This window comes from Shewanella sp. 10N.286.51.B8, from assembly GCF_041469325.1.
Taxonomy (GTDB): domain Bacteria; phylum Pseudomonadota; class Gammaproteobacteria; order Enterobacterales; family Shewanellaceae; genus Shewanella.
Genome location: NZ_JBFRKG010000005.1, coordinates 77661 through 96167 on the forward strand (window position 1 = coordinate 77661; position 18507 = coordinate 96167).

Genomic DNA, 18507 nt, shown 5'->3' on the forward strand with positions numbered 1-18507 from the left:
GATGTTGCATGTTAAGATTAAGAAATGACGCACTAACATTTGATGATGTACTACTGGTGCCTGCTCACTCAACCGTCCTCCCAAATACCGCTGTTCTAAAAACACGTCTAACTAGAAAAATAGAATTAAACACCCCAATTGTTTCTGCAGCTATGGATACCGTAACTGAAGCTCGCTTAGCGATCGCAATGGCGCAAGAAGGTGGTTTAGGTTTTATTCATAAAAATATGACCATTGAGCAGCAAGCTGAAGAAGTTCGTAAAGTTAAAATTTACGAAGCGGGTATTGTTCAGCAACCTGTTACAGTTAATCCATCAACAACCTTAGCTGACGTTAAGCAATTAACTGAGCGCAATGGTTTTGCTGGTTACCCAGTGGTTAATGACGCAAGTGAACTTGTGGGTATTATCACTGGCCGTGATGTGCGCTTTGTCACTGACTGGACCATGACTGTTGAACAAGTTATGACCCCAAAAGATCGTCTTGTGACGGTTCAAGAAGGCACTAAATTAGATGAAGTACAAACATTAATGCATTCTCACCGCGTTGAGAAAGTGCTAGTGGTTGACGTTAACTTCAAGCTTAAAGGCCTTATTACTGTAAAAGATTTCCAAAAAGCTGAACGTAAACCAAATGCATGTAAAGACGAGTTAGGTCGTTTACGTGTAGGTGCAGCCGTTGGCGCTGGTGCAGGTAACGAAGAGCGTATTGCTGCATTGGTTAAAGCCGGTGTTGACGTATTATTGATTGACTCATCTCATGGTCACTCAGAAGGCGTATTGCAACGTATTCGTGATACTCGCGCATCATTCCCTGACTTACAAATTGTTGGCGGTAACGTTGCAACAGCTGAAGGCGCATTAGCCCTAGTTGAAGCTGGCGTTGATGCGGTTAAAGTGGGTATTGGCCCAGGGTCAATCTGTACTACGCGTATCGTAACCGGTGTTGGCGTGCCGCAAATTACTGCAGTATCTGACGCAGCAGCGGCAGTTAAGCATCTTGATATTCCGGTTATTGCCGATGGCGGTATTCGTTTTTCAGGTGATTTAGCTAAAGCATTGGCAGCGGGTGCATCTTGCATCATGGCAGGTTCAATGTTTGCTGGTACTGATGAAGCGCCGGGCGAAACTGAGCTATACAATGGTCGTGCTTATAAGTCATACCGCGGTATGGGCTCTTTAGGTGCGATGACTCAAACTCAAGGTTCATCAGATCGCTATTTCCAAAGTGACAATGCTGCTGACAAATTAGTACCAGAAGGTATTGAAGGCCGCGTTGCTTACAAAGGTAAATTAAAAGAGATTATTCACCAGCACATGGGCGGCTTACGTTCATGTATGGGTCTTACCGGTTGTGCCACCATTAAAGAATTAAATGAAAAAGCTGAGTTCGTTAAAATTACTTCAGCAGGCATGGGCGAGTCTCATGTGCACGATGTCACCATCAGTAAAGAAGCGCCGAACTATCGTAGCGGCACTTAATAATTAATAAGGCGCTCATTTATTTGAGCGCCTTTTTTTCAATTTCATTATGCATTTGAAATTATGCATTTGAGATTGAAGCAAACCTACTAGATCAAACCAGATATAAGGTAACCCATGAGCAACATTCATGAGCATAAAATCCTGATCCTAGATTTTGGATCGCAATACACGCAGTTAATCGCCCGCCGTATTCGTGAAATCGGTGTTTATTGTGAGCTTTGGGCTTGGGATGTATCTGAAGAGCAAATTAAAGGTTTTGCTCCTAACGGCATCATTTTAGCTGGTGGCCCTGAAAGCGTTACCGCTGCTAACTCACCACGAGCACCAGAATATGTGTTCAATGCTGGCGTACCTGTTTTAGGTATTTGTTACGGCATGCAAACCATGTCTGAGCAGCTTGGCGGCAAAGTGATCCAAGGCGTTGGCGAAGGCGAGTTCGGTTACGCGCAGGTTGAACTGCAAACGGAATCAGCCTTATTCAAAAGCATTGAAGATGCCATCAGTGAAACAGGTAAGCCATTACTGGATGTATGGATGAGCCACGGCGATAAAGTATCTGAAATCCCAGAAGGTTTTGTTACTGTCGCTAAAACTGACACTTGCCCATACGCTGCAATGGCCAATGAAGATAAGCATTTCTACGGGGTGCAATTTCACCCAGAAGTGACCCACACTCGTCAAGGTAAGCGCATGCTTGAGCACTTCGCGCTAGAGATCTGTGGCTGTCCTGCTAACTGGAAACCATCATCAATTATTGAAGATGCTATTGAAAAACTTAAAAAACAAATCGGCAACGATGAAGTTATTTTAGGTTTATCAGGTGGTGTTGATTCATCGGTTGTGGCCATGCTATTGCACCGCGCAATAGGCGACAAACTGACCTGTGTATTTGTTGATAACGGTCTGCTACGTTTAAACGAAGCCAACCAAGTCATGGAAATGTTTGGCGATCACTTCGGACTGAATATTGTTCACGTTAATGCTGAGCACCGTTTCTTAGAGCAAATGGCTGGCGAAGCAGAGCCAGAAGCTAAACGTAAAATCATTGGCCGCGTTTTCGTTGAGATTTTCGATGAAGAGTCAAAGAAATGCGTTAATGCAAAATGGTTAGCACAAGGCACGATTTACCCTGATGTAATTGAATCTGCAGGCAGCGCCACAGGCAAAGCCCATGTGATTAAGTCGCACCATAACGTTGGCGGTTTGCCAGATGATATGGAAATGGGACTAGTTGAGCCATTACGTGAGTTATTTAAAGATGAAGTGCGTAAAATTGGTTTAGAGCTTGGTCTGCCATACGACATGCTTTACCGTCATCCGTTCCCAGGACCGGGTCTGGGTGTGCGCGTTTTAGGTGAGGTGAAAAAAGAGTACTGTGACTTACTGCGTTTAGCGGATGCTATCTTCATTGAAGAGCTGCACAAAGCTGACCTTTACAACAAAGTCAGCCAAGCATTTACCGTATTCCTACCTGTTCGTTCTGTCGGCGTTATGGGCGATGGTCGTAAATATGATTGGGTAGTATCGCTGCGCGCAGTTGAAACTATCGACTTTATGACAGCCCACTGGGCACATTTACCTTATGACTTCTTAGGTCGTGTATCTAACCGCATTATTAATGAAATCGATGGTATTTCACGTGTGGTTTACGATATTTCAGGTAAGCCACCGGCAACCATTGAATGGGAATAACCCATTTAGATATTGCTGAATAAACAAAAAGGCGCTTCGGCGTCTTTTTTGTTTTAAACTATCTAATTCAATCTAACTGTTTTACAGCTATTTTTTACAACTAAAGCGTTATGAATTATCGAGCCCCCATGCCAACATCTACTGACATTGCAGATCCTATCATTGATGCCGATCTTGAAACCAAGCCTGAAACTGAGCCTAGCTCAGAGCCAGTGAATAAACTGGTTAATAAGCAGATCAATCAACTCGGTCAATTAGTTGAAACCGAGCTGACCGCTGAACAAACAGCTATTGATGAAAAGTGGATGCGAGTAGCAATGGCGCAAGCCAGGTTAGCAGAAGCCAAAGGAGAGGTGCCCGTGGGCGCAGTCTTGGTTAAAGATGATGAGTTGCTTGCTAGTGGCTTTAATTTAAGTATTTGCGAGCATAACCCCACAGCCCATGCTGAAATTGAATGTATTCGCGCCGCAGGGCAGGTGCTTGAAAACTACCGCATGTTAGACACTAGCTTGTATGTCACCCTAGAGCCTTGTTCCATGTGCGCTGGCGCTATGGTGCATAGCCGAATAAAACGAGTGGTATTTGGCGCAGATGATTTAAAAACCGGCGCCGCTGGCAGTGTGGTTAATTTAGTTCAACATGCTGATTTTAATCATCAGCTAGAGGTGACGTCTGGGGTATTAGCGAGCGAGTGTGCTGGGCAATTAAGTGCTTTTTTTAAACGTCGCAGAGAAGAAAAAAAAGCACTTAAAAAGTTACTGAAACAGCAATCAGACTTGTTGCTGCAAAAAGGCGAAAAATAATTTCTGGCGGTTAAGCATTTTACGTTGTTTAAGCTTGATAGCATTACGGCGACGAGCGCTGTTATTAGTGTTTCTTCTCATGTTAAGCCTTACTACATTGGTGAGGTTTTATATTAGTTAAAGCGAGCATAAATCACTTTCGAAAACAAACCATCGCTGCCCGGTTCGCTGTAAATCTAAAACTGGGTTAGCTCACAATCCCCATTTGCTAATTCGTATCCCTTACTTGCATTCACTAGCATAAAGGTGATGGTTAAAAAGTTACCCTAGACAGTGTAAAGCCAGTAAGTGACGGTTTTATTGCGCCGCTGATTTTACAATATCTTCTGGATTTTTATCATCATTGGCTGAAGTCTTAGCTTGGCCTGTGGTGTCATTTTCTGCTTGTTGCTGCATAAGTTCAAGCTGTTTATTTTGACTATCGACCCACACTAAGGTGTCGTAATATCGGCGGATGTTTTCCACATAGTGAACCGCTTCATTACCACGAGCATAACCATAACGAGTATGTTGATAATATTTGCGTTGTTGCAGCAGTGGCAAGACCTCTTTGACATCTCGCCATGCACTGGGATCTTTACCCATCCCTTGGGCTATTTTGCGGGCATCCTCCACATGACCTAAACCCACATTATAGGAGGCAAGGGCAAACCAAATACGCTGACTGTCAGGGATTGATGCTGGTAAACGATCGATCATTTTTTGCAAATAAATTGCGCCACCGCGAATGCTTTGTTCTGCATCGAGGCGGTTATCCACCCCCACAGAGCTTGCCGTTGGCTGGGTGAGCATCATCATGCCGCGAACGCCAGTGGGTGAGCGCGCTTTAGGGTTCCAATGGGACTCTTGATAACCGGCGGCGGCCACTTTACGCCAGTCGAGATCGCCAGCATGTTTTTCAAATAAGGCTTGGTATTCAGGTAGCACATTATCAATAGCGCGAATAAACGCGCGAGTATCAACATAGTCAAAGCGCTTAACATGGCCAAAATACTTTTCATTTAAATGCTCAAGGGTGCCATTCCGTTTTTGCTGATGCCAAAACGACAATAACGAGCCCATTAAGCGGTCGCTGCCATTGGGGCGCAATAACCATACAACGTCAGTTTTATCATCTAGGACGATACTGCCCCGTAACTCAGGTAAATAGCGTTGATTTATTCGTAGACTTTTAGAGTCTGCCACCGTATAAAGCAACTCGCCTTTCGCCACCAAAGAAAACAATTCTTCGTTGTCTTTGTCATACACTTGCTGCCATTTAAGGTTTGGGTGTGATTGCTGCAAGCTGGTTAATGTATCTACCGCCGCAGACTCAGAGATGACATAAATATCACCGCTCAGATTATCAAGATTTCTTGGCTTTTGAGTGCCGGTTTTATAAATCAATACTTGATTGACCTCATATAAAGCTGGCCCCAGTAAAAATTGTTCACGACGGTTTTGGGTAGTGGTAATTGCGGCGGCAACAATATCGATTTCATCATTTCGCAGAGCGGCGAATAACTGCTGCCTGTGGGTGTAAGGCACCATTTCTAATGGCACATCAAGATACGCTGCAAACTTTGCCGCCATTTCATAATCAAAACCACTCTCGCCAAGATCTGAGTTGAGGTAGGTTTGCGAGCCGTAAAGCGTCCCTACCTTTAAGACGGTACGTTTGGGGGAGGTTTCAACAAATTCAGTGACTTCAAACCTAGGTGGCTCACAGGCCACCAGTAAAAAGCTGAATGAAATAATCGTTAAAAGTTTGGTCATATCCATCTGTAAGCTATTGGTATTAGGCACTGTGCACTATTCAATGTTGAGCCTGAAAATATAATACCGTTTTAAAAAATGTCAGCGCTTTAGATATTTTAGCAGTAGTTTGCTATTTCACCTAGAAACCGGCTCAAGCTGAGTAAAATACACGTTTGAATTGATTAAAGAAAACCAAATGACAATTGGCTTTTAATCGCGAATTAACGCTTAAATTTTAAGCGCTTTTATGTGTTATTTAAATTGATTGTTTTCGTTAACGGGAAACACTGTTCTCACGCGCCTTGGTGGGTGATTTATAGGGTGTGATTCCCTATAATAGCGCCAATTCTTACCCTGCCATTATAATTAATAAGGTGAATTGACGTGATTGAGATCATTCGCGGAGCCCCAGCACTTTCAGCTTTTAGAGTTCAAAAGCTTATGGAGGCCTGTGAAACAGCAGCGCTTCCTGTTGAGCAAATCTATGCTGAGTATGTCCATTTAGCCGATTTAAGTGACAAGCTTGATGATAAAGAATATCAGCAACTTGAAACCATTCTAACCTACGGACCTGCAATTGAATCTCATACTCCAGAAGGATCATTGATATTTGTAACACCTCGCCCTGGAACGATTTCTCCTTGGTCATCTAAAGCAACTGACATCGCCCAAAATTGTGGTTTAGGCAAAGTAAAACGCCTAGAACGCGGTATTGCCTACTATGTTGCAGGAGCATCATTAACAGCGCAGCAGTTAGAGCAAGTGAAAGGCTTAATCCACGACCGTATGGTTGAAGTGATTTTACCTGAGTTTGCCGCAGCATCAGTATTGTTTGAACGCACTGAGCCATTGCCCTTCAAAAGCATCAATATTTTAGCTGAAGGTCGCCGCGCCCTTGAAGTGGCAAACGTGCAATTAGGCTTAGCGCTAGCAGAAGATGAAATCGACTACTTAGTTGATAACTTTGTGCGCTTAAACCGTAATCCTAACGACATCGAGCTAATGATGTTTGCTCAAGCAAACTCAGAGCATTGTCGTCACAAGATTTTCAATGCAGACTGGACTATCGATGGTGAAGTTCAGCCTAAATCATTATTCAAAATGATTAAAAACACCTTCGAAGTCACCCCAGACAACGTGTTATCAGCTTATAAAGATAATGCCGCTGTCATGACAGGCTCTGTTGCCGGTCGATTCTTCCCTGATCAAGATGGCGTTTATAACTATCACACCGAGCCAATGCACGTGTTGATGAAGGTTGAAACCCACAATCACCCAACAGCAATTAGCCCCTATCCGGGCGCTGCCACAGGATCAGGCGGTGAGATCCGTGATGAAGGCGCAACCGGTCGCGGTTCAAAACCTAAAGCAGGTTTAACAGGCTTTAGCGTATCAAACCTTAAAATCCCAGGCTTTGTGCAGCCATGGGAAGGCGACTACGGCAAACCTAGCCGTATTGTAACGCCACTTGAAATCATGACTGAAGGCCCATTAGGCGGCGCAGCATTTAATAACGAATTTGGTCGTCCAGCCCTTGTGGGTTACTTCCGTACTTACGAGCAAGAAGTTGCCAGCCATAACGGTGTTGAAGTACGCGGTTACCACAAGCCAATCATGCTTGCTGGTGGTTTAGGTAATATTCGTGAAGATCATGTTCAAAAAGGCGAAATTACCGTTGGCGCTAAGCTGATTGTACTTGGCGGCCCTGCAATGAACATTGGTTTAGGCGGCGGCGCTGCGTCATCAATGGCCTCTGGTCAATCAAGTGAAGACTTAGATTTTGCTTCTGTACAACGTGAAAACCCAGAAATGGAACGTCGTTGTCAGGAAGTGATCGACCGTTGCTGGCAGATGGGTGACGATAACCCAATTCAATTTATTCACGATGTGGGCGCGGGCGGTTTATCAAATGCCTTCCCTGAGCTGGTGAATGATGCCGACAGAGGCGCATTGTTTAATTTACGTAACGTACCATCTGATGAGCCGGGCATGAGCCCACTTGAGATCTGGTGTAACGAATCTCAAGAACGTTATGTTCTGTCTGTGGCACCTGAGAATTTAGAAACCTTCAAGAAAATTTGTGAGCGTGAACGTGCGCCGTTTTCTGTGGTAGGTGATGCAACTGAAGAGCAGCACCTCACCCTTGAAGATAGCCACTTTGACAACAAGCCAATTGATTTACCCCTTGAGGTTTTATTAGGTAAAGCACCTAAAATGAGCCGCGATGTGGTCACTGCCAATGCTGAGTTTTCAGCGCTCGAAACCGCTAATATTGACCTTAAAGAAGCGGTATCGCGCATCTTGCATTTACCAACTGTGGCCGATAAGTCTTTCCTTATCACCATTGGTGACCGCTCGGTAACAGGTTTAGTTAACCGTGACCAAATGGTTGGACCTTGGCAGGTTCCTGTTGCTGATTGTGCCGTAACTGCAGCAAGTTATGACAGCTACGCCGGTGAAGCCATGTCTATTGGTGAACGTACTCCATTAGCATTACTTGATTTTGGCGCTTCAGCTCGTATGGCCGTCGCCGAGTCAATCTTAAACATTGCGGGTACTGATATTGGTTCATTCAAGCATATTAAATTATCAGCTAACTGGATGTCGGCAGCAGGTCACCCAGGTGAAGATGCCGGTCTTTATGAAGCAGTAAAAGCAGTGGGTGAAGAGCTTTGTCCTGAACTTGAGTTAACTATCCCAGTGGGTAAAGACTCAATGTCGATGAAAACTGCGTGGAACGAAGCCGGTGAAGATAAAGCTGTTACTTCACCAATGTCACTGGTTATCACTGCATTCGGTGTGGTCAAAGACATTCGCAACACTGTGACTCCAGAGCTTCGCACTGATAAAGGCGATACAGAACTGTTACTGATTGATTTGGCTAATGGTCAAAACCGTTTAGGCGGTTCTTGTTTAGCGCAAGTTTACAGCCAGTTAGGTGATGTGGCGCCAGACTTAGATGATGCAGCAAGCTTACGTGGCTTCTTTGAAGTGATTCAGCCATTAGTCGCTGCTCAAAAAGTCATTGCTTATCATGACCGCAGTGACGGCGGTTTATTCACGACACTAGTGGAAATGGCATTTGCGGGTAATACCGGCCTTAATATTGATTTAGCAGCACTTAAAGGCACAGACCTTGAGCGCTTGTTTAATGAAGAGTTAGGCGCGGTTATTCAGGTGTCTAAAGCTGATTCAGCTAACATTCAAGCTCAGTTCGCTGCCGTGGGCGTGTCTTGCCAATATATTGCCAAGCTCACCCAAGATGATCAAATCACTATCGTTGATGGCCAGACGCCAGTATTTAGTGACAGCCGCGTAGCACTGCGCACCATGTGGTCTGAAACCACTTATCGCATGCAGTCACTACGTGACAATCCTGAATGTGCTAAAGAAGAGTTTGAACTTAAGCAGCAAGCCAAAGACCCAGGTCTTACAGTTGATTTACGCTTTAACCCAAGCGAAGACGTTGCCGCGCCATTTATCTTAAAAGGTGTCGCACCTAAGATGGCGATTATCCGTGAGCAAGGGGTTAACTCCCACGTTGAAATGGCAGCAGCCTTTGATCGCGCAGGTTTCGAAAGCCGCGACGTGCATATGTCTGACATCTTATCGGGTCGCATCAACCTAGAAGAATTCCAAGGCCTAGTGGCTTGTGGTGGATTCTCTTACGGTGATGTACTGGGCGCAGGTGAAGGTTGGGCTAAGTCAATCTTATTTAACGACCGTGCTCGCAGTGAGTTCTCACAGTTCTTTGAACGTGATGGCACTTTAGCATTAGGTGTATGTAACGGTTGTCAGATGTTATCTAACCTGAAAGAAATCATTCCAGGAAGTGAGCATTGGCCACACTTTGTCCGTAACCGTTCAGAACGTTTTGAAGCACGTGCGAGTTTGGTTGAAGTACAAAAGAGCCCATCAATCTTCTTTGAAGGTATGCAAGGTTCACGTATGCCAATCGCAGTATCACACGGTGAAGGCCGCGCTGAGTTTAAGTCAGTTGAAGCCTTAGCCGCCGCTGAAGCGACAGGCACAGTGGCACTGCGTTACGTTGACGGTAATGGCGCTATAGCAACCCAATACCCACAAAACCCCAATGGTTCGCCAAATGCGATTACCGCATTAACTACCACTGATGGCCGAGTGACGATTATGATGCCGCATCCAGAACGAGTATTCAGAACCGTTGCCAACTCTTGGCATCCAGATGAATGGGGCGAAGACAGCCCATGGATGCGTATGTTCCGCAATGCACGGGTTAAGTTAGGTTAAGCTTCACTTAACCTAGATTGAGTTAACAGCAAAAAGGCGACCAAATGGTCGCCTTTTTATTGGATGGGACTTGTGTGGAGAGTATTGCTAACTCATTTCTGGATAGAAACGCGTTAGACATTTAACTCTATCTGTGAGTTTCAGATTAAAATTTCGATGAATTAACGCCCACGTTAAGGGGCTAAAAATTTGTTTGCTAAAATGTGTAGCGAAGCGAAACCGAGCAAACTGTTAGCAGTCCCGCTTTAAATTCTTGTTATATTTCGTCGTCAACGAACGGTGTACCTACTGTGTCATTGAGAACTGTATGACACTCTACAGAGAACCAACTATTAAAAAGTTTCATATTTCTAGTTTTTGGCCACAGAGATTCATCAGTATACCACCCACTTAATTCGTCAATGAATAGTAAATCTAAGTTTAACTTAATCCATCGTTGTAATGACTCGGGATCATCAGAGTCTTCGTTTGAGATAAGATAAACATTTAAATCTTCGTTAGCTGAATCTAGTGTCAACCCTGGGGAGTTATATGGATCTGCTTTATTAACCCAATCAACTGCGGGTTGTTTATATCTTAATATTAAGGCTGCACGATTGAGCACATGTTCTCCTAGAAATATAACGCTAAGCTAACGGGCAGTGACGTAGCGGCATAATCGCGGAGCGCCGCTGCGTTACTGTCCCAGTGAACGAAGTGAGCGAGTTAAGCGTTTTGTTAGAGGACCCCGCCCGCCACTGTTTTTTTAATCCACTCTTTAAAGTGTGAAATTCTTGAATAGTTTTCGATAACTCCATATCTGGCCTCTCTCCACTCAGTGGGTTCCGCGTTCTGCCATGAACTAACACCAATAATGTATAATTGCCCGTCCAAATTCACATAAGCAGGCCCTCCCGAGTCTCCGGGGCCGCTTATTCCTTCCAAAGGCAGAGCTGTATCTCCTTGTTCGAAAATAAACCTTATCCATTGATCTTCCGCACTATCAACTTGGTTCTTTGCCAGTCTGATTTTGCCGTCTGCACCAGTTACTCCAGTGAGACCATTGCCATGATCCCCACGACCAATAAAAGTTGCTGTTTTTCCAATTTCGTTGCTAGACGTATACAGACTAGCAATCGTTGCAGACTCGATTGGCTTGGTCAATTTGACAAGAGCTATATCGTTTGGGAATTTTTTATCCTCCCACAACGGATGGCTTACTACTTGTTCAATTTTATGTTGAGAGTTTTTGAACAGTACTTTTCCATCTTTCTTTAAGTATTTAGCAACGTGCGCCGCTGTAACAACCCAATCTCTAGCGATAAGTGCACCCGTACCTTCGACGATTTCCTCACCCTGATAAATCCCATAAAATGTAACAGTTGAATTATCGCTTTTTGCGGCGTCTTGATATTTTTGATCTGGTACGTCATGCCTTATAACAATTGCGTGAGCATTCAAAGAAATAACCAAAGTAAGTAAATACATCCATTTCATTTAAAAGGTCCTCTAACGCCTCACTCACCGGAATTTTGGGAGCGAAGCGAGTAAAATTTCCGAGTGCAGTGACTTGTGTACGCCCAGCATGGGCATGAACTAATGAGGTGAAAGTCCTCTGTAGGAAGGTCACCGTTTATTAACATGCTGTTATTAAACGTTAACTACTAGCGAATGGCAAGGGCTTATCCGCGAGGATTGGTCTGGAGGAAGCCGCTAGCACTTTTTTATCGGCAACAGGCGAGCTGATGAACAAGAACATCATATGAGGCGTAGGCTAGAGATGAGTTGGCAGGGTCTGCCCCGCGAAGCAAGGGTACAAGACGACGAAATCACGTGATCTAATGGCCACCGTAAATGATGCAGCAGTGCAAAGAAAGTTCATGCTCTTATCTACCAATAAAGAGTGGGGAGATCTGCTTAACTCGCGATCGCGAAGTTTTTGTACAAGCTAACCAGTAAGACTTTGGTTTATAAGTGCCTTGGCTTTTCAGCGCCATCGACTGAAAAGAGCGAATCAGATGGAAACCGATAGCGCATGACGGGGTAACTTGGCATGTGATTAAGCAGAAGACCTAAAATGTTCCCGACATTTTTTGGCATTCACTCCTTCCATGGAGATTTCAGCAGACGGCATACGACTGCATGGATGCAGGAGGTAGAGCAACGCAGGAGCAGTTGCCGAGTAGCCCAACGCCCATCGTAATGGATGGGATATGGTGAAGGCCTGAACATTCAGAAGAAGGAGGAGTCTTGTCAAACTTGTCGATACCCACTACGTCGCCAGACGATTACTATCAGCAGCGTATTGATCTGCAACCCGCCTTCAACAGCGATTTATTCCAGCAACTACTCGAACCTGAAAATCTACACCGAGCGTGGCGTCAAGTTAAAGCCAATAAAGGCGCACCAGGCATCGATGGCATGACCATCGAAGCTTTCCCGCTTTGGATGCAACAAGGCGGCTGGCAACAGTGTAAATCTCAATTAGAGCGAGGTGAGTATAAGCCCTCAGCAGTAAGGCGTGTTGAGATCGACAAACCCGATGGCGGTATACGCAAATTGGGGATCCCTAACGTCATTGACCGTGTGATACAGCAAGCGATAGCTCAAATACTCACGCCACTGTTTGACCCATTCTTCTCGACTAACAGCTTTGGTTTTAGGCCGAATAGAAATGCCAAACAAGCGGTACTGCAAGTAAGGGATATCATCAAACAGAAACGCAAATTTGCCGTCGATGTTGATCTGTCTAAGTTCTTTGACCGAGTTAATCATGATCTCTTGATGACTCAACTTAGAACTAAGGTGCAGGATAAGCGTCTGTTGGCGCTTATTGGTAAATACCTACGTGCAGGGGTGATGGTCAACGACCAATTTGAAGCAAGCTTTGAAGGAGTACCTCAAGGCGGTCCACTCTCGCCTTTACTATCAAACATTATGTTGGATAGTTTGGATAAAGAGCTGGAAAGCCGAGGGCATAAATTCGCCCGCTACGCGGACGACTTTATCATATTGGTTAAATCTCAACGAGCAGGTGAACGGGTACTTAATAGCATTACTCACTATCTTGCTACTAAGCTAAAACTGGTCGTTAATACACAGAAAAGCCAAGTGGTTAAGGTAAGTCAAAGCAAGTTCCTCGGGTTTACCTTTAACCAAGGAAAGATCCAGTGGCATGCTAAAACATTACACATTTTCAAACAAAAGATGAGGCGGCTGACGAACCGAAACTGGGGCTGAGCATGGGTTATCAATTGTTTAAAGTGCGTCAATACATGCAAGGCTGGATCAACTATTTTGGCATCGCTAATGCTTATCAAGGGTGTGTCGATTTAGACCACTGGATCCGTCGTCGCGTACGTATGTGCTACTGGCGTCAGTGGCGAAAACCACGGACTAAGGTGCAAAACCTACTTAAACGTGGCGTCAAAATTCAAGTGGCCGTTGGTTGTGGTATCACAAGCAAAGGCCCTTGGCGTAGCTCTAAAACGCCAGGGATACAGCAAGCTCTGAGTAATGAGTATCTGAAGAAAGCAGGATTATATTCACTAAGAGATGGATGGATCGAAGTTCATTATTGTAATAAATAGGCTAACCAGAAAGTAAGTTAGGTGTTCTAAATGAACCGCCCTGTGCGGAGCCGCATGCAGGGTGGTGTGGGGGCTGGAGGCTAGATACCTCCGGCTACCCGATTATAACGATGATTTCATTGATTTATTTTTGATAAATGCAAGTTCAGAAGCTGTAACCCAACAAGCTACAATTAAACATAAATCGCCAAGTACAATTAAATTATCTAGATCCATTTTTATAGCAATAAACATTAAAATAACTGAGGGAATTAGACCAGCAAAGAATGAGCTCTTGAAAAATAAATTATGTGCAAAGTAGGCATACACACCACCAATTGCACCACCTACAACGGCTAGTAACAATAAAAATGCAAAGGCCATAAAAGATAGTTCTAAACCTTCAAAAGAATACCCAAGTAAAAAAAAGAAAATTGGTAATGTTAAAGCTGTTGTTACCAGCTTTGTAATATCATCTTTAGACAATTCTGACTCCTATCGTTATAACGCCTTACTAATGGGCGTAAAATACTTGGCTAAAATTAGCGACGAAGGAGCGCAAGCCAAGTGTTTTACGTCCTTTTGAGTAACTTGTTAGCAGTACATTACACTTGCTCAATGCTACTACCTTTAAACCATAAACAATCATTGTCTAAATCTATGAGGTTAGAAAGCTCATCGTATGGATCCAAGCTTAAATAGACCATTGAGTTCTTTGTAATGAGTTTACATTGACTAATGTAACTAGCTGAAAAATCTTCGTAAAGTGAATATTCTGTGAGTCTACAAATTTTAAATGAAGATATATCTCCATTATTTGAGACAAGCTTGATTTCAGCGAAATTATTTAATGTATCCCAATCATATCCAATGGTGATTTGGGAGAGCATTTTATCTCTGAAACTAGATGAATCCACGAAACTTTCCTTGTACTGCTAACGCCTGCCGCAGCCGCTGCAAAGACTGGTGGTTGTTTTGCTGGTTTTTAGCAAAACAAGTGACAGTTTTTGCAGTCGGTTGCCGGCACTTGTGTACGCCCAGCATGGGCATGAACTAATGAGGTGAAAGTCCTCTGTAGGAAGGTCACCGTTTATTAACATGCTGTTATTAAACGTTAACTACTAGCGAATGGCAAGGGCTTATCCGCGAGGATTGGTCTGGAGGAAGCCGCTAGCAAATTTGCGAGCTGATGAACAAGAACATCATATGAGGCGTAGGCTAGAGATGAGTTGGCACAAGACGACTAAATCACGTGATCTAATGGCCACCGTAAATGATGCAGCAGTGCAAAGAAAGTTCATGCTCCTTCTCTACCAATAAAGAGTGGGGTGATCTGCTTAACTCGCGATCGCGAAGTTTTTGTACAAGCTAACCAGTGAGGCTCTGGTTTATAAGTGCCTTGGCTTTTCAGCGTCATCGACTGAAAAGAGCGAACCAGATGAAAACCGATAGCGCATAACGGGGTAACTCGGGATGTGATTAAGCAGAAGTCAGCAGACGGCATAGTAGCCGAACGCCCATCGTAATGGTTGGGACATGGTGAAGGCCTGAACCTAAAGATCAGTGAGGAGCCTGTGCAACTCAATATTTCATGCCCGACCGGGTTTAGGAGTGTTGGCGTTGATAATACAGAAGCCAGCATTGGGATATGTCGGAGCTAATCGGCCAACCTGTTCTGAAAGTCTTTGGGAACCGCCCTGTGCGGAGCCGCATGCAGGGTGGTGTGGGGGCTGGAGGCTAGATACCTCCGGCTACCCGATTATGGTTTGACTAGCCATTTGTACATGACTAACGCGTTTACATAGCCTAATGATGGGTGATTAAAAGCCTTTGGAAGCTGCCCAACAGTCTCAAACCCGAGCTTAGTCCATAAACGAATTGCACCTTCATTGCTTGAAGCCACAAAGTTAAATTGCATAGCTTTATACCCTAGCTCTGTAGCTACTCTCTGGGAATGCTCACACATTGTGGTAGCTAGCCCTCTGCCTCTGGCTGCAGTGGAAACCATATAACCGCAATTACAGACGTGATTTCCAGGCCCAGCCTGATTTGTCTTCAGATAATAAGTGCCTAGAGTTAACCCTTCTTCTTCGAAGACAAAAACCTTTCTTGGTGATTCCAACCAAATTCTCTCTGCCTGCTCCTTGGTAGTTTCTGGATCGTAGGCATACGTTTCTCCAGCAGACACTATTTCACTGAAAATTGGCCAGATGCTTTCCCAATCTGCTTTAGTCGCTTCTCTAATGTTCATAGCTCGATATCTCTAGAAAAACATAACGCTCTGTTAATGGGCGAATTTTGCTGGGTTGATTTTTGCCCGCGAAGCGGAAAAGCAAAAAGCGATACAGCAAAATTTGTCCATATTTAACAGTTTGTTATGTTTTGAACATCCTATTGCTAATGCCTATTTAATATTCGCCGCTATACTTCTGGTTAGCTTTAAATGCCTCAACTTCCAAAGGTGCATTCTCATAACCGTACTTTGCAAGATCAGAGAAGTGTTGAGTAATTACTGCTTCCAAACTAGACCTTTCAATTTGTAACACATGCACCAACTCGTGAGCCAGTTTGGGTTTATCTAATTCGTAACCTGTTCTGGTATAAATGGAATAACCAAACACTTGAGCATTGTTAACTATTCCCTCACCGACAAAGCCAAGTGCTTCTCCAAGAACTCTTAATGCAAAGTTTTCATAAGGGAAAGGAACTGCATCAACATAGACAATTCTTACTTTTTCTGGATTCTGAATTCCAATTTCTGTTGCCAATAACAACTGCTGCTCTTCTAGCGGAGTTCCGATCTCTAAGCCTTTTGCATCGGTTTCATGAGCCCAGGAGATATACTGAGGCAATAGTATATTGGAAATTATTTTTTCATATGAGAGTACTAAAACTACCATTACAACGACTACTGCTAGCAATAGCAATTTAAGTTGCTTCATAACTTTGACTTCCTTTTCTAAAACTTGCGATAACTACATTTGCTAAGAAAAAACATAACGCCCACTTAAGCGGACAAAAATTGTTGGCTATAATTTTGTGAGGAACGAACAATAGCCAACTGTTTTTGTTCCGTTTAAAGTGCTTGTTATGCGCTTTTTCGTGAGCTTTTACGTAAGTTCAATAATGCAGTATAAGTAAAACCTTGTTCTAAACACTTTTGCCTAAATTTGGGTAGACTATAAATTTTTGAGCTATTAAAACCATTCAGTCTTGTTCGATGCATATCATATGAAGACACAACTAAATAACGGTCTGCATTTGCCCCCATCTCTTTAAGCTTTTCAGCAGTTAGCCGATGCTTCTTTCTGGCTTTTATTACTGCTAATGCACCAAACATAGAAATATGTTCATTAAAATTTACATTCATTGGGGTGCAAACTGCCCCAGAATATTGAATGAAAATTAAATCACTTTTATTGAAACAATAGTCGTTATTAAAAGACAGTTTTATTTTTACTATATTATCTGCTTTTTGTTCATTTCTTGATAGCCAATAAGTATGGATTGAACCTATTTGAGCATCATCAATAAGGACACCATTTTCTCCAGTAAAAGCATCTAAAATTGGTTTTGTAATATTATCTAGATCACCGACCTTATCTGTTTCTTGCCTTTCTACAGCATCTAGATACCAAGTTAATTCTATGTTTACACTTTCAGAAATCACCCACTGAAACTTTTTAAGTTCACTGTGTATTAGTTCGATTAAATCTCGTTGCCTTTGAATTTTGGATTGCATACTTACAATTTTTTCAAATTCCAACTCTACAGTGATTTCTGCACTTGCTGACTCTTTAATTAAATAGTGTTTATCGAAAGCACAATTATCTGTTGTAACATTTATATTCATAGAAACCTTAGGGGAGACACTTTGGCGCATAACGCCGCAATAAACGGCTAAGTAATAGTTGGCTAAAATGTGAAGCGAAGCGGAACCGAGCCAACTGTTACGTGTCCGATTTTATTGCCTTGTTAGCTTCATTTACCGTGAAGCTAGAATATATAAAAAACCTATTATCACTTACCAAATCTTTTACAACGCAAGTTACTTTATAAACCCCAACAGGGTCATTACTCTCAGCGATTAAACCCACGCGATCGATAGCAAGGCCTAATTGACCTTTAGGTAGCGCTGGTTTGTTTTTCCAAAGCTCAGTATTTTTATATTCAGCATAGATTGTTCCATCCGGTTTTAGAATTTGGTAATCAACTTCAGCAACACAGTTCCCTTCCGCATTAGCAGAACAACCACTAAATAAAACTAAAGCTTCAATTGGTTGACCTTTTTCAACATTCTCGGATTCTAAAATATGGAAACCCGGTGTTGGTGCTTCCCAATTTTCTAACATTTTTTGCGAGTCTGTTGTCATGAAAATCATTGCACCAAAATCACCTGAAGTGCCTTGAAAGCTTTTTGAGCTATCTGGTTCGCCATTTGTGAACCATTCTTCAGAGTTTGCGGTTTGAGATATTAAACACAATATGATTACTAAAAATTTAATGAGGAATCCTCCATGATGCTAACAGCTTATTCAATAGCAGCACAATAATGTTCCAGGCTGCTCAATTCAAACTTCAAAGGTACCACCGCTAAGTCATTGTTGTAAATCGAATATTTTTCATAAATACGTAAGTAATGCTCAAAATACTGCCGGAAAAAGAATGCGTCTTTGTTTACGCGGTCTATACAACACTTTAAAAAATTTCGCAGTAGATTGATATGTATGGGTTTTCTCGAATGTTACAAAATTATCGATGCGTAAAAAGTTCATTTTACGCATCCTTTGGCGCCAGAATTATCTCAATTTGGAGAAAATCAGTTATACCTGTATAGGCAACCAGTCATTTGGACGACAAGTAAGGCGGTCATAATCGATTAGAAAAAGTAAGGTTATGCTGATTATCCCATTGCTAGCACCAACTCGTTTTGAGGCATGGACGTGTTACTGGCACCAAATTTATACTTCATTT

The 18507-nt window shown here is 43.1% G+C and carries 14 protein-coding genes and 1 pseudogene; 5 read left to right on the top strand and 10 right to left on the bottom strand.

Annotated elements, in window-relative coordinates; all coding sequences use genetic code 11:
- The first annotated feature begins 8 nt into the window (after window positions 1–8).
- The 3 genes from guaB to tadA all read left to right on the top strand — a co-directional run bounded on the left by guaB (window position 9) and on the right by tadA (window position 3979).
- The gene (guaB, locus tag AB4160_RS02505; protein ID WP_303413421.1) at window positions 9–1481 is read left to right on the top strand and encodes an IMP dehydrogenase; all 1473 of its coding nucleotides are present in this window, start codon (window positions 9–11) and stop codon (window positions 1479–1481) included.
- Between the two features lie 117 nt (window positions 1482–1598).
- Window positions 1599–3176: a glutamine-hydrolyzing GMP synthase gene (gene guaA / locus AB4160_RS02510; protein WP_076542725.1), complete on the top strand. Its 1578-nt coding sequence runs from the start codon at window positions 1599–1601 to the stop codon at window positions 3174–3176.
- Between the two features lie 128 nt (window positions 3177–3304).
- Window positions 3305–3979, top strand: coding sequence for a tRNA adenosine(34) deaminase TadA (gene tadA, locus AB4160_RS02515; protein ID WP_102440607.1), 675 nt, complete (start codon window positions 3305–3307; stop codon window positions 3977–3979).
- A gap of 297 nt (window positions 3980–4276) precedes the next feature.
- Here the strand turns inward: tadA and mltF are convergent, their stop codons facing one another.
- Window positions 4277–5734 (bottom strand): membrane-bound lytic murein transglycosylase MltF, encoded by a 1458-nt coding sequence (gene mltF, locus AB4160_RS02520; protein WP_102477228.1) that lies wholly within the window; start codon window positions 5732–5734, stop codon window positions 4277–4279.
- Window positions 5735–6103: 369 nt separating this feature from the next.
- Between mltF and purL the strand changes: the two genes are divergently transcribed.
- Window positions 6104–9985, top strand: coding sequence for a phosphoribosylformylglycinamidine synthase (gene purL, locus AB4160_RS02525; protein WP_303446300.1), 3882 nt, complete (start codon window positions 6104–6106; stop codon window positions 9983–9985).
- A 256-nt stretch (window positions 9986–10241) separates the two neighbouring features.
- On the opposite strand, the gene AB4160_RS02530 is transcribed toward purL, so the two are convergent.
- The 3 genes from AB4160_RS02530 to AB4160_RS02540 form a co-directional block, all read right to left on the bottom strand.
- Window positions 10242–10589, bottom strand: a complete 348-nt coding sequence (locus AB4160_RS02530) for a hypothetical protein (protein WP_102440604.1) — start codon at window positions 10587–10589, stop codon at window positions 10242–10244.
- Window positions 10590–10702: 113 nt separating this feature from the next.
- Window positions 10703–11461 (bottom strand): trypsin-like serine protease, encoded by a 759-nt coding sequence (locus AB4160_RS02535; protein WP_303413412.1) that lies wholly within the window; start codon window positions 11459–11461, stop codon window positions 10703–10705.
- Between the two features lie 471 nt (window positions 11462–11932).
- Window positions 11933–12064, bottom strand: a complete 132-nt coding sequence (locus tag AB4160_RS02540) for a hypothetical protein (RefSeq protein ID WP_303461426.1) — start codon at window positions 12062–12064, stop codon at window positions 11933–11935.
- A 150-nt stretch (window positions 12065–12214) separates the two neighbouring features.
- On the opposite strand from AB4160_RS02540, the pseudogene ltrA reads away from it, so the two are divergent.
- Window positions 12215–13554: pseudogene (ltrA, locus tag AB4160_RS02545) on the top strand (group II intron reverse transcriptase/maturase).
- Between the two features lie 102 nt (window positions 13555–13656).
- Here ltrA and AB4160_RS02550 read toward each other — a convergent pair.
- The 6 genes from AB4160_RS02550 to AB4160_RS02575 all read right to left on the bottom strand — a co-directional run bounded on the left by AB4160_RS02550 (window position 13657) and on the right by AB4160_RS02575 (window position 18017).
- Window positions 13657–14019, bottom strand: coding sequence for a hypothetical protein (locus AB4160_RS02550; protein WP_102437056.1), 363 nt, complete (start codon window positions 14017–14019; stop codon window positions 13657–13659).
- A 119-nt stretch (window positions 14020–14138) separates the two neighbouring features.
- Entirely contained in the window at window positions 14139–14450 is a 312-nt protein-coding gene (locus AB4160_RS02555) for a hypothetical protein (RefSeq protein WP_303415020.1), read from the bottom strand.
- 842 nt (window positions 14451–15292) lie between these two features.
- Window positions 15293–15784, bottom strand: a complete 492-nt coding sequence (locus tag AB4160_RS02560) for a GNAT family N-acetyltransferase (RefSeq protein WP_102519883.1) — start codon at window positions 15782–15784, stop codon at window positions 15293–15295.
- A 157-nt stretch (window positions 15785–15941) separates the two neighbouring features.
- A complete protein-coding gene (locus tag AB4160_RS02565) occupies window positions 15942–16475 on the bottom strand; it encodes a hypothetical protein (protein ID WP_102440057.1) in 534 nt (177 codons plus the stop codon).
- A gap of 146 nt (window positions 16476–16621) precedes the next feature.
- The gene (locus AB4160_RS02570) at window positions 16622–17416 is read right to left on the bottom strand and encodes a RusA family crossover junction endodeoxyribonuclease (RefSeq protein WP_372003516.1); all 795 of its coding nucleotides are present in this window, start codon (window positions 17414–17416) and stop codon (window positions 16622–16624) included.
- 67 nt (window positions 17417–17483) lie between these two features.
- The gene (locus AB4160_RS02575) at window positions 17484–18017 is read right to left on the bottom strand and encodes a hypothetical protein (protein WP_102520731.1); all 534 of its coding nucleotides are present in this window, start codon (window positions 18015–18017) and stop codon (window positions 17484–17486) included.
- Window positions 18018–18507 lie beyond the last annotated feature (490 nt).